Here is a 12,359-nt window from a genome sequence, read left to right on the forward strand (position 1 = left end):
GAGGTGAGGATCCTGTGAGGAAACCGCAGGTCGTCGGCGTGCCGTCGCTAATCTCCCCCTTCGGGCAGGATGGGCGCATGACCCCTGCCGCCCCCTTTGGACCGGCCGAGTTCCAGCTCGTCCTGCTCCGCCGGATGGCCGACCACCAGCCGGGACTCGTCGAGGACGCGCTGCGCACGCTCGGCGCCACCCCCACCGTGATGCGCGAGGCGAACAAGCGCTGGCAGGCGCGGGCGCACGCCGGGCGCGGACCGGGTGAACTCGACCGGTACCGGGCGGCGCTGGGCGAACCCGAGGCGCGGCGACCGATCCCGGGCCTCCCCGCCGGTCACCAGGCGTGGGTGTGGCCGGTGCCGCTCTGGCCCGAACTGCGCTTCACGGTCTGCGCCGGCCCGGGCCGCGCGGTCTGGTCCAGAACCCTGACCAGGGCGCCCGGCGCCCCCGTACCCGAACTGCGCACCGCGGCCGACCTGCTGCCGTGGCGGTGCACGATCGACGAGGTGTACACGGCGTCCCGGGACGCCCGCGCCCGCGAACAGGTCTCCCCCGCACTCACCCGCCTGGACTTCACCCTGCCCGACGACTCGACATGCGCGGCCGAGTTCGCCTGGGGGCTGCTCCAGAGGCTCCTGCCGCCGGTGAAGGGCTGACGGGCTGCGACCGGCTCGGGCTGGCTCGGGCTGGCTCGGGCTGGCTCGGGCTGGCGCTGCCGAGCCCTGCCCCCGGCCCAGTCCGACCCTGCCGAGCCCTGCCCCCGGCCCTGACCAGCCCTGTCCGACCCTGCCGAGCCGTACCCGACCCTGCCGAGCCCTGGCCACCCTGCCGAGCCCCGCCAAGCCGTCGCGGGGAGCCCAGGCCCGGCGCAGCCTCGCCCGCGCGCCGGCCAGACGCGGGCCTACGCCTTCGCTACGGACGCCATCCGGCCGCCGGGACCCGCCGAGACCCCACGGGCCCGCCACGCCCCCCCAGCCCCCCAAGCCCTCACCCGAGCCTGACCCTCCGTCAGCGATTCGCCACCCCCGGGCGGCGCAGCCCAACGCGCGCACCGGCCGGGGCGGCAGCACGATGCGAACAGGACCGTGCTCCGCGCACCGCCTCGCCCGTGCCAGCACCGCACTCCGGAGGAACGCCGTGACCGTCAGCCTTGAGCAGCTGCGCCGCTGCCATGTCGCCGTCGACCTGGGAGCAGCCCGCACCCGGGTCTTCGTCAAGGGCGCCGGACTCGTCGTAGACGAGCCGTCCGTCGCCGCCGTGAACACCCGCACCGGCGCGCTCATCGCCGTCGGCGCCCTCGCCGAGAAGATGACCGGTCGCACCCCCGACTACATCCGGGTGGTCCGCCCCGTCTCCGGCGGCACCGTCGTCGACATCGAGATGGCCCAGCGGATGCTCCGTCACCTGCTGGGCGACAAGCTCCGCCGCCAGCTGCGCCGCAAGCCCCGGCTGCGCGCCGCCGCCTGCACCCCGCACGACAGCGACCCGCTCGCCCAGCGGGCCGCCGTGGAGACCCTGGTCGGCCTGGGCGCCCGCCGGGTCGAACTGGTCGACACCCTGATCGCGGCGGCCGTCGGCTGCGGGCTCCCGGTGGAGCAGCCCACCGCGACCATGATCATGGTGTGCGGGGCGGCCACCACCCAGGTCGCGGTGCTCTCGCTCGGTGCGATCGTCACCGCCGAGCGGGTTCCCGTCGGCGGCGACGCGATCGACCACGCGATCATCCAGCACCTGCGCCACCAGCACGAGCTGATGCTGCCCAGCCAGTCGGTCCGCCCACTGCAAGTCGCGCTGCACGGCAACGGCCTCACGCTCCAGGGCCCCACCTACACCGAGATCCACGGCCGGGACGTGGCCACCGGCCTCGCCCGCTCCGTGACCGTCGACACCGCCGCCGTCCGGGAGGCCATCCAGACCCCGCTGACGGCCGTCCTCGACGTCATCGGCAAGGTGCTCCGCGACTGCCCGCCGGACCTGGTGGCCGACCTGGCGGACCGCGGCATCATGATGGTCGGCGGCAGCGCCCTGCTGCCGGGCCTCGACCAGATGCTGCGCGAGGCCACCGGGATGCCGGTGCACATCGCCGAGCGCCCCGACGTCTGCGCGGTCCTGGGTCTGGGTGCGATGCTGGAGGGCAAGATCCAGCCACTGGTGCTCAACCCGCTGTCCGAAAGCGAATAGCCGGCGGATGGGTGTTTTGTACGACAATGACCCCATGTCGATCATGGACGAGCACGGTGACGAGCACGGTGACGAGCACGGTGACGACCCCGGTGACCAGCAAGGCGACCAGCGGGGAGGCCATCGGGGCGACGAGCACCGCGACGCGCACGGCGACGAGCGCGGTGGGCAGCCCGACGACGCCTCCCCCCAGCTGCCCGTGCTCCTCGAAGCCGTCCTCGGTGTCGGCAGCGAGTTCGAACTGCGGACCACCCTCCAGCACCTCGTGGAGACCGCGACCCAGCTGACCGGGGCCCGCCACGGGGCGCTCGGGGTCGTCGACCCCGAGCGCGGCACCATCACCGAGCTGTACACCTCCGGCATCACGGAGGAGCAGCGGCAGCGGATCGACCGGCTCCCCGAAGGGCACCCCGGCACGGGCGCCTTCCTCGGCGTGCCCATCCGGGTCCACACCGAGGTGTTCGGCAACCTCCACCTCACCGGGAAGCGCGAGGGCCCCTTCACCGAGGAGGACCACAACCTGCTGCGCGTCCTCGCCTCCCAGGCCGGCATCGCCATCGGCAACGCCCGGCTGTACGAGACGGCCCGGCAGCGCGAGCGGTGGATCGAGGGCGCCGCCGCCGTCACCACGGCCCTGCTCTCCGGCGAACCGGCCGAGAACGCCCTGATGACCGTCGCCGAACGGGCCAGGCTGCTCGCCGACGCCTCCGCCGGCGTGGTGCTCCAGCCCACCGAGGAGGGCGGCATGGAGATCGTCGCCGCCTCCACCACCGACGATCCGGGCGACCTGGTCGGCACCACGATCGCCCCCGGCTCCCCCGTCCTGGTCCAGCTGCTCGGCGGCGAGCCCGTCTTCATCGAGGACTCGGCGAGCGACCCCCGGATGACCACCCACGTCCGCAGCCGCTTCGGACCCTCGATGATGCTGCCGTTGCAGAGCGGCGGGCAGCTCATCGGCACCCTCGCCCTGCCCCGGCGGCACGGCGGCCGTCCGTACTCGGCGGTGGACCGGCTGCTCGCCGCCCAGTTCGCCTCCCAGGCGGCCCTCGCCCTGGTCCTCGCCGACGCCCAGCACAACCGGGAGCGGCTGGCCGTCTACGAGGACCGCGACCGGATCGCCCGCGACCTGCACGACCTGGTCGTCCAGCGCCTCTTCGCCACCGAGATGATGCTGGAGTCGACCCGCCGCCGGGCCGACGACTCCTCCGACGAGGACGCGCTCCTCGGGCGGGCCGTCGACGAGCTGGACTCGACGATCCAGGAGGTCCGCACGACGATCTTCGCGCTCCAGCAGCCGCCGGCCGACGCGCCGACCTCGTTCCGCGGCCAGGTGCTGCGGGAGACCGGCGGCGCGGCGGCGCTGCTCGGCTTCCAGCCCTCCGTGCACTTCTCCGGCGCCGTCGACACCCTCGCCGAAGCGGCCACCGCCGACGGGCTGCTCGCCGCCCTGCGCGGCGCGCTCGCCGCCGCGCACCGCCGCCCCGGCGTCGGCTCGGTGGCCGTCGAGGTGACCGCCGACGAGAACGGGCTACGGCTGCACGTCGAGGACGACGGCACCCCGCCGACGACGGTCGACTGGCCCTGACCGGTACGTCTCCGGAGGACCGCGCACCGCCGCCCGTACGCCTCCGGAGGACCGCGCACACCCCCGTACCGCGTCCGAGGGGGCCGCCCACTCCCCGTACGCCTCCGGAGGGCCCCCTGCTCCCCCGTACGGCTCAGTCCCGCGCGCACCGCTCCCCGCCCGGATCTTGACTGAGGGCGTGGACACCGAAGCGAAGATCCCCGCGGCCGCCTACCGCAACCTCGTCATGGCGACCATCGGCTTCACGCTGACCTTCTGGGCCTGGGACCTGATCGCCCCGCTCGGCAGCTGGTACGGCGACCGGCTCTCGCTCAGCTCCTTCGAGCAGTCGCTGCTCGTCGCCGTGCCCGTGCTCGTCGGTTCGCTGGGGCGGATCCCGGCGGGGGCGCTCACCGACCGGTACGGCGCGAAGAAGATGTTCCCGCTGGTGGCGGCGCTCACGATCGTGCCCGTCCTGCTGCTGATCGTCGTCAAGGACTCGTACCCGCTGATGCTGGTCGTCGGCTTCCTGCTCGGACTCGGCGGCACCACGTTCGCGATCGGTGTCCCGCTGGTCAACTCCTGGTTCCCGCCCGCCAAGCGCGGCTTCGCCCTCGGCGTCTTCGGCATGGGCATGGGCGGCGTGGCGCTGTCCGGCTACTTCACCCCGCGGATCGCCAAGCACGGCGAGAACCTGCCGTTCGTCGTGGTGGCCGTCGCGCTCGCCGCGTACGCCGTCCTCGCCGCCCTGCTCATCACCGACCGCCCCGACCGGCCGGTTCCCTCCGCCTCCCTCGCCCACCGGCTCGGCCAGGCCGGCCGGCTGCGGGTCACCTGGGAACTGTCGGCGCTGTACGCGATCGGTTTCGGCGGCATCGTCGCGTTCGGCGTCTACCTGCCGACGTACCTGAAGACCTGGTACGAGCTCGACCCGACCGACGCGGGCACCAAGGCCGCCGGATTCGCCCTGGTGACGGTCGTGTTCCGGCCCATCGGCGGCTGGCTCTCGGACCGCGTGCACCCGGCCCTGGTGACGGCCGTCGCGCTCGCCGTCGTCGCGCTCCTGGCCATCGTGCAGGCCTTCGACCCGCCGCTGAACCCCGGCGGCACCACCGCCCTGCTCATCATGGCCGCCGGCCTCGGCACCGCGAGCGGCTCCGTCTTCGCCCTGGTCTCCCAGGTCACCCCGCAGTCCCAGGTCGGCAGCGTCACCGGCATCGTCGGCGCGATGGGCGGCCTCGGCGGCTTCGTCCCGCCGCTGGTCATGGGCGCCATCTACAGCGCCAAGGGCTCGTACTCGATCGGCTTCATGCTCCTGTCCGACCTGGCCCTCGCGGGCTGCGTCTACGCGTACGGGCGGATGCGGAACATCCAGCCCGAGGACGGCGACCCGCGGGCCGAGGTGAGCAAGGTCGCAACGCGCCGACCCTGACGCCTGGGCAGAATGCCTCCATGAGCGCCCTGTTCCCCGCCCTGGAGGCCGCTTCCGGCCGCCCCGCCCTGCGCTTCGGCGCGGACACCCTGACGTACGAGGAGCTGGCCCGCGCCGCCGGGGCCCTGGCGGTCCGGATCCGCGGCGCCGGGCGCGTCGCGGTCTGGGCCACGCCCACCGCGGAGACCGCCGTCGGCGTGGTCGCCGCGCTCCTCGCCGGAGTGCCGGCCGTCCCGGTCAACCCGCGCACCGGGCAGCGGGAGCTCGCCCACATCGTCGGCGACAGCGCCCCGGGCGCGGTCCTCGCCGGAACGGCGGACGACCTCCCCGGCCCGCTCGCCGCACTGCGCCGGATCGACGTGGACATCGACGTACCGGCCGGTGGCGTACCGGACGGTGGCGTACCGGCCGCGGGCGGCGGGGGGCGCGCCGAGGAGGGCCGGGAGGACGCCGAGGCCCCCGCCCTGATCGTCTACACCTCCGGGACGACCGGCCCGCCCAAGGGCGTCGTGCTCTCCCGGCGGGCGATCGCCGCCTCCCTCGACGCCCTGGAGGAGGCCTGGCGGTGGACCGCCGACGACGTGCTCGTGCACGCCCTGCCGCTGTTCCACGTGCACGGCCTGATCCTCGGGATCCTCGGCCCGCTGCGGCGCGGCGGCGAGGTGCGGCACCTGGGCGCCTTCTCCGTCGAGGGGGTCGCGAAGGAGCTCGGCGACGGCGGCGGCACGATGCTGTTCGGCGTCCCCACCATGTACCACCGGATCGCCGAGGCCCTCCCCCACGACCCCGCGCTCGTCCGGGCGCTGACCGGCGCCCGGCTCCTGGTCTCCGGCTCGGCGGCGCTGCCCGTGCGCGACCACGAGCGGATCGCGGCGGCGACCGGCCGGACCGTGATCGAGCGCTACGGCATGACCGAGACCCTCATGAACACCTCGATCCCCGTCGGCCCCGGCCCTCGCCCCGGCTCGGTCGGACTGCCGCTGCGCGGGGTCGGGCTGCGCCTGGTGGAGGAGGACGGCTCGGTCCTCGACGCCCACGACGGCGAGACCGTCGGCGAGATCCAGGTCAGGGGCCCGAACCTGTTCACCGCCTACCTCAACCGCCCGGACGCGACGGCGGCGGCCTTCGCCGACGGCGGCTGGTTCCGCACCGGGGACATGGCGGTACGGGAGGCCGACGGCTACGTCCGGATCGTCGGCCGCAAGGCGACCGACCTCATCAAGAGCGGCGGCTACAAGATCGGCGCGGGCGAGATCGAGAACGCCCTGCTCGACCACCCCGACGTCCGCGAGGCGGCCGTCACCGGCGAACCCGACCCGGACCTCGGCGAGCGGATCGTTGCCTGGGTCGTCCCCGCCGACCCGGCCCGGCCCCCCGCGCCCGACGCCCTGGCCGCCCACGTCACCGCCCTCCTCGCCCCGCACAAGCGGCCCCGCGAGGTCCGCTACCTCGCCGCGCTGCCCCGCAACGACATGGGCAAGATCCTCAAGAAGGCGCTGCCGGGGACCCCCGATGCCTGAGCGGCTCTCGGCCCGGGAGGCCGTCGCCCTGGTCGCGGAGGAGTTCACGCCCGCCGCCACGCCCGCGCGGACTGAGGCACAGACACCGGCCCAGACTGAGGCGCAGCCTCCGGCACCGGCACCGCAGCCCGACGGCCCGCTCGCCTGGAGCGGCTACGACGCCTCGCGCGCCCGGGCCGCCGAGCGCACCGGCGCCGACGAGTCCGTCCTGTACGGCACGGCGACCGTCGGCGGCCGGCCCTGCGTGCTGGTCGTCTTCGAGTTCGGCTTCCTCGGCGGCTCGCTCGGGCGGGCCGCCGGGGACCGGCTGGTCGCCGCGTACCGGACGGCGGCCGAACGGCGGCTGCCGCTGGTCTCGCTCGTCGCGACCGGCGGCAGCCGCATGCAGGAGGGCATGATCGCCCTCGCCCAGCTGCAACGCGTGGCCGCCGCGGCGGTCCGGCTCCGGGCGGCGGGCGTGGCCCATGTGACGGTGCTGCGCGACCCGTCGACCGGCGGCGGCTGGGCCACGGTCGGCGCGGGCGCCGACGTCGTCCTGGCCCTGCCCACCGCGCAGGTCGCCTTCGCCGGCTCCCGGGTGCGCCCGGCGGACGCCGACCCGGCCGCGTACACGGCGGAGGGCCAGTACGCCCACGGCCACGTCGACGCGCTCGTCCCGCCCGAGCGGCTGCGGGCGGCCGTCGCGCTGTGGCTGCGGCTGCTCGGCCCGGACGCCACGTCCGACGCCGCCGCGCCGCCGGCCCCCGCGCCCCCGCCGTACGCGCTCGGCCCGCTCGGCCCGCCCGCCTCCGGCTGGGACGCCGTGCGGCGGGCCCGGGCGGCGGAACGGCCGCGCGCGGGGGCGTACCTGGACCGGTACTTCGAGGTGCGGGCGACGATCCGCGGCGACCGGGCCGGGGGTGTCGACCCGGGCGTGGAGTGCGGTTTCGGCGTGCACGAGGGGCGCGTCGTCGCGTACGCGGCGCAGGACGGCGGGGCGACCCGGCCGGCCGGGTTCCGGACCGTGGCGCGGCTGGTGCGGCTCGCGGGGCGGCTCGGCGTCCCCGTCCTCACCCTGATCGACACGCCCGGCGCCGCCAACGGCGCCGACGCCGAACGGGCGGGCGCGGGCCCCGCCATCGCGGACGCGTTCACGGCCCTCGCGGAGGCCCGTACCCCCGTCACCTCGCTCCTCGTCGGCGAGGGCGGGTCGGGGGGCGCGCTGGCGCTCGCGGCGCCCGGCAACACCTGGGCCGCGCCCGGCGGCTACTTCTCCGTCATCGCCCCCGAACTCGCCGCGCAGATCCTGAAGCGCCCGCCGGCCCGCGTCCCCGAGACGGCGGACCAGCTGCGGCTCCGCCCCCAGGACCTGGTGGAGCTCGGTGTGGTGCGCGGGATCGTCGGAGCGGATCCCGAGCGGAAGGACTGACGGGTCCCGGGCGGAAGGGCCGACGAAGTCCAGGTGGAAGAAACGACTAGGTCCACGCGGCGGGACTGCTGAAGTCCCGGCGGCACGAAGCCCCCTCCGGATGAGGGGGCTTCGCGTGGGTCAGATGACGTCAGCCACCAATGCTGACGTCGCCCGCACACAGGCTGAAGTCGCCGCAGACGACGACCGTGTTGTCCACCACGACGATGTCGATGTCGTCGCCGTGCTCGGGCCCGCCGTTGGCGAGGGCGGTGCCGGAACCGACGAGGACGGCGGCGGCGGCGAGCGTGACCGTGGCGATGAACCTACGCATGAAAACCTCCTGTATGAGCCGAGTTGCTCACGTCGGAGCCTCGCCGGGGCATAGGCCGTCAGCAAGTGCACGCGCCCTGTCGAGTGGCGGGATGACCCGTTCGGCTGGGAGCACTTCTACTTCACGCCCACCGCCCGGATGACCTCCTGCCGTACCGAGCCGCCCTTGTCGTCCTGCGCGCCCGCGCGCAGCGAGACGGAGCTCGCCCCGGCGGGAACGCGCAGCTCACCGCCCCAGGAACGGTCGAGCCCGACCTTCGTCCAGGTCTTCCCCTCGTCGTACGAGACCTCCAGCGAGCCGCCGCCGATCCGGCCGGTGCCGGCCGCGTCCGCCACGTACGCGGCGGTGATCCGGACGGGGACCCGGGAGCCGGCCCGGACGTCACCGACGAGGTCGGTGCGCAGGTCGAAGCCGAGGTTGATGAGCGGCAGGTAGGTGATCCGGTCGCCGGGCGTCTCGGCGGAGCGGAAGGTCCACTCGGCGTGGCCCTTCGTGCCCAGGCGCCAGCGGGCCGGGTCGAGCGTGGTGTCGGTGACGACCTTGTACGTGGCCTCCTCGGACGGCGAGTCCCAGGCGTAGGCGCCGGAGCTCTTCTTGCGGTCGACGCGGACGCCGTTCACGTACACCTCGGTGTACTGGGTCATCGAGTCGTCGCCCCACACGTTGCCGAAGCCGGTGTGGTCGGGGCCCGAGTCGCCCCAGCCGGGCGTGTTGAACCGCAGGTCGTTGCCGCTGCGCTCCTGGCCCCAGCCGAGGCCGGTGCCGAGCCAGGGGTGCCAGACCGGCTTGAACCACTCCAGTTCGTTCTCGCTGCCGCCCCGGTAGACGGACTGCCCGCCGCGCTGCTCCAGGGAGTCGCCGAGGTCGACGGACTCGTGCCAGCGCTGGCCGGTGCCGGTGGAGACGTACTCGGTGCGCTCGGCCGGGAAGGCGATCCACTCCTTGAAGCCGAAGCCGATCCGGAAGGTGTCGGTGAGCGAGTAGCGGAACTCGCCGCCGAGCTCCTTGCGGGCGGTCGGCATGTGGAACGTGGAGCGGATGGTGGCCAGTTCCTTGCGCCCCGGGCGGAACACCAGGTCGGTGCCGATGCGGCCGGGGTGCCCCTCGGAGAGGTCGTACGTGTACGGGGTGAAGCGGGTGCCCGTGAGGTCGAGCGCCGTGCCGCGGGCGGCGGCCGCCGCGAGACGGGCGGCGTCGGCGGTGTTCACGGAGGCGACGGCGAGCGGCCGGTCCTCGTAGTCGGCGGTGCCGAACCAGGCCATCAGGCGTCCCGGCCGGTCGTCGGTGACGAACAGCGCCTTCGCGCCCGCGTCCTGGGCGGTCTGGGCGAGCGCGACCGGGTCGGCGCCCTCGGTGCGGCGGACCAGGACGGCCTTGCCGGTGACCTTCTTGCCGACGTACTCGGCGGCGGTGCCGGTGCCCACGTCGACGACGCCGAGCCGGTGGCGGCCCTCCAGGAGGGTGGCGCCGGGCTGCGCGACGACGTCGGCGAGCCGGGTGCCGCCGGCCGTGGCCTCCAGCATCGGCTTGCCGAGCCGCCAGATCGTGCGGTACTCGAAGCTGCCGGTGGCGGGCGCGGTGGTGGGCGCGGCGAAGATCGAGTCGTAGGCGGCCGGGACCTGGACGGCGCCGCCGTAGGAGGCCCCGTTGGCCTTGCGGTCGAACTCCATCAGGAGCTGCCGGGTCTCGGTGCGCCGCTCGACCTCGGCGCGGATCTCGCGCAGCCGCCGTCCGTCGAGGGTGATCTCGCGGTCGCGGTCGAGGACGATCTCGGGTGCGGTGAGGAAGCCGAGGCCGAGCGAGTCCTTGCCGTGCGAGCCGCGCACGTCGAGGAAGGTGTCGACGGTGTACGTGCCGGGCTTCAGGCGCAGTTGGAGGGTGCCGGAGTCGTCGACGGCCGCCGGGAACGGGTCGGAGTCGGCGGCCAGCCGCTGCACGCCGAGGTGGGCCGGGACGGGGGCGCCGTCGCGGTCCTTGACGTGGACGGTGAGGGTGTAGCGCTCCTCCTCCTTGACCAGGCCGAGGGCGGTGTGGGCCAGCGCGGTGCCGTCGGAGCTCGCCGTGATCCGGCCGGAGCTGTTGCCGACGGGCGCCTTGGTGCCGTCACCGGTGACGGTGGTGGCGGCGCTGCCGTGGGCGGGGACGGTGAGGGTGCGGTCGGCCAGGGCGGCGGTGCCCTCGGGCATGCCCTCGACGGCCAGGTCGAGGCGGACGGGCGCGTCGGAGGAGTTGGTGTAGGTGACGGTCTTCGTCACCGGCTTGTTCTCCTCGTACGGCCAGGCGTAGAAGCCGAGATCGGCGGAGCCGGTGGCGGTGACGTTCGCTTCGAGGGCGGCGGCGACGTCGACGCGGCCGGCGCCGAGGTCGTAGGCGGAGTCGGCGAGCGTCTTGGAGCTGGACATGAGGGCGTTCTTGAGCTGGGCGCCGGTCCAGTCGGGGTGCCGTTCGGCGAGCAGCGCGGCGACGCCGGCGACGTGCGGGGTCGCCATCGACGTACCGCTCATCGAGGTGTAGAGGCCGCTGCCCGCGACGAGTTGGGAGCGGGCGGCGAGGATGCCGACGCCGGGGGCGGACACGTCGGGCTTGAGGCCCTGGTCGCCGTAGCGGGGGCCCTTGCTGGTGAAGTAGGCGGCCTCGTCGGCGGAGTCGACGGCGCCGACGGTGAGCGCGGCGTCGGCGGCGCCGGGCGAGCCGATGGAGCCGGGGGCGCCGGAGTTGCCGGCGGCGATGACGAAGAGCGCGCCGGTCTCGGCGGACAGGGAGTTCACGGCCTGGGCCATGGGGTCGGTGCCGTCGCTGGCCTCCTGCGACCCCAGGCTCATCGACACGATCTTCGCGTCGATGTCCCGGGCGGCCCACTCCATGCCGGCGATGATCTGCGACTCGGTGCCGGTGCCCTGGTCGCTGAGGACCTTGCCGACGGCGAGGGTGGCGCCGGGGGCGACGCCCTGCTCCTTGCCTTCGGAGCCCGCGCCGCTGCCGCCGACGGTGGACGCGACGTGGGTGCCGTGGCCGTTGCGGTCGGCGACCTCCTGGCCCTCGATGAACGAGCGGGTCTCGCCGACCCGTCCGGCGAGGTCGGGGTGGCCTGAGTCGAAGCCGGTGTCGAGGACGGCGACCTTGACGCCCTTGCCGGTGAGCCCGGCCTCCCAGGCCTTGGGGCTGCCGATCTGGGCGTTGGACTCGGCCATCGCGGCGGTCACCTTGGCGTCGAGCCAGACCTTGACGGGGCCGGCCGAACGCCGGGCGGGGGCGGTGAACTCCCGCCAGAACGCGCCCGGTTCGGTGACGGTGACGGCGGCGCCGCCGATGCTGGGCAGTGCGCGCACGGTCTCGGTGCCGCGCGGGCCGCCGGCGGCGGCGCGGGCGTTCCGGCCGGCTCCGTAGGTGACGATCAGCGGCAGTTCGCCGGTGAGGCCCTGCTCGACGAGGCCGGTGACGTCGAAGAGGCGCCGGTCGAGGGCGCCGGACTCCAGGTAGGGCCGGGCCTCGTCGGGTATGACGGTGACCCTGCCGTTCACGGTCTCGCTGCGGACGGCCCCGGTGGCACCCTTGGCCCGCTCGACGGTGACGGTGCTCCGCCCGCCGCCGAGGTCGGTGAGGGTGACCCGGTCACCGGTGACGAGGGTGACGGTGGTGGACGCGGACGCCGCGGCGCTCCTGAACGTGTCCGGCACGGCGGGCTCCGCCGCCCCGGCGGGGGTCTGGCCCGCCGTGAGCAGCATCAGGGAGAGCCCCGCCGCGAGCAGGCCGGCTGTCCTTCCTCCTACGGAAGGTCTGATCACGACACACTCCTCGGGCGCCCGGGGGAAGGGGTGGCTCCGGGCGTCGCGAGGAGTCTGGTCCGCGGGACGGGAGTTGACCCTTGTCACGCCTGGCGGCTATGTGCCGTGGCGGTCAACCGCCAGTCGGGGTGGGGGATTTGGCGGATCAGGTGGCGGGATGTC

The 12,359-nt window shown here is 74.7% G+C and carries 8 protein-coding genes; 6 read left to right on the forward strand and 2 right to left on the reverse strand.

Going from position 1 to position 12,359, the window contains the following annotated elements; genetic code table 11:
- Positions 1 to 77: 77 nt before the first annotated feature.
- The 6 genes from AB0Q96_RS22300 (at position 78) to AB0Q96_RS22325 (ending at position 8,099) form a co-directional block, all read left to right on the forward strand.
- The gene (locus tag AB0Q96_RS22300; RefSeq protein ID WP_365328005.1) at positions 78 to 650 is read left to right on the forward strand and encodes a hypothetical protein; all 573 of its coding nucleotides are present in this window, start codon (positions 78 to 80) and stop codon (positions 648 to 650) included.
- A gap of 481 nt (positions 651 to 1,131) precedes the next feature.
- A complete protein-coding gene (locus AB0Q96_RS22305; RefSeq protein WP_365328007.1) occupies positions 1,132 to 2,175 on the forward strand; it encodes a rod shape-determining protein in 1,044 nt (347 codons plus the stop codon).
- A gap of 34 nt (positions 2,176 to 2,209) precedes the next feature.
- The gene (locus AB0Q96_RS22310; protein WP_365328009.1) at positions 2,210 to 3,760 is read left to right on the forward strand and encodes a GAF domain-containing protein; all 1,551 of its coding nucleotides are present in this window, start codon (positions 2,210 to 2,212) and stop codon (positions 3,758 to 3,760) included.
- Positions 3,761 to 3,986: 226 nt separating this feature from the next.
- Positions 3,987 to 5,171 (forward strand): MFS transporter, encoded by a 1,185-nt coding sequence (locus tag AB0Q96_RS22315; protein WP_365328326.1) that lies wholly within the window; start codon positions 3,987 to 3,989, stop codon positions 5,169 to 5,171.
- Between the two features lie 20 nt (positions 5,172 to 5,191).
- The gene (locus AB0Q96_RS22320) at positions 5,192 to 6,691 is read left to right on the forward strand and encodes an acyl-CoA synthetase (RefSeq protein ID WP_365328011.1); all 1,500 of its coding nucleotides are present in this window, start codon (positions 5,192 to 5,194) and stop codon (positions 6,689 to 6,691) included.
- Positions 6,684 to 8,099, forward strand: a complete 1,416-nt coding sequence (locus tag AB0Q96_RS22325; protein WP_365328012.1) for a carboxyl transferase domain-containing protein — start codon at positions 6,684 to 6,686, stop codon at positions 8,097 to 8,099. The genes AB0Q96_RS22320 and AB0Q96_RS22325 overlap by 8 nt, the downstream gene beginning before the upstream one ends.
- Before the next feature lie 130 nt (positions 8,100 to 8,229).
- Here AB0Q96_RS22325 and AB0Q96_RS22330 read toward each other — a convergent pair whose 3' ends face one another.
- Entirely contained in the window at positions 8,230 to 8,412 is a 183-nt protein-coding gene (locus tag AB0Q96_RS22330) for a hypothetical protein (protein ID WP_365328015.1), read from the reverse strand.
- A gap of 116 nt (positions 8,413 to 8,528) precedes the next feature.
- Positions 8,529 to 12,137: a S8 family serine peptidase gene (locus AB0Q96_RS22335; RefSeq protein WP_365328328.1), complete on the reverse strand. Its 3,609-nt coding sequence runs from the start codon at positions 12,135 to 12,137 to the stop codon at positions 8,529 to 8,531.
- Positions 12,138 to 12,359: the final 222 nt, after the last annotated feature.

The organism is Streptomyces sp. NPDC093111, assembly GCF_040683955.1.
Lineage (GTDB): Bacteria > Actinomycetota > Actinomycetes > Streptomycetales > Streptomycetaceae > Streptomyces.

Bases quoted from the DNA above. Each gene is read 5' to 3' on its own strand.
- AB0Q96_RS22300 (WP_365328005.1), top strand. From the start codon at position 78: ATGACCCCTGCCGCCCCCTTTGGACCGGCCGAGTTCCAGCTCGTCCTG.
- AB0Q96_RS22315 (WP_365328326.1), top strand. From the start codon at position 3,987: ATGGCGACCATCGGCTTCACGCTGACCTTCTGGGCCTGGGACCTGATC.
- AB0Q96_RS22320 (WP_365328011.1), top strand. From the start codon at position 5,192: ATGAGCGCCCTGTTCCCCGCCCTGGAGGCCGCTTCCGGCCGCCCCGCC.
- AB0Q96_RS22325 (WP_365328012.1), top strand. From the start codon at position 6,684: ATGCCTGAGCGGCTCTCGGCCCGGGAGGCCGTCGCCCTGGTCGCGGAG.
- AB0Q96_RS22330 (WP_365328015.1), bottom strand. From the start codon at position 8,412: ATGCGTAGGTTCATCGCCACGGTCACGCTCGCCGCCGCCGCCGTCCTC.
- AB0Q96_RS22335 (WP_365328328.1), bottom strand. From the start codon at position 12,137: ATGCTGCTCACGGCGGGCCAGACCCCCGCCGGGGCGGCGGAGCCCGCC.
- AB0Q96_RS22310 (WP_365328009.1), top strand. From the start codon at position 2,210: ATGTCGATCATGGACGAGCACGGTGACGAGCACGGTGACGAGCACGGT.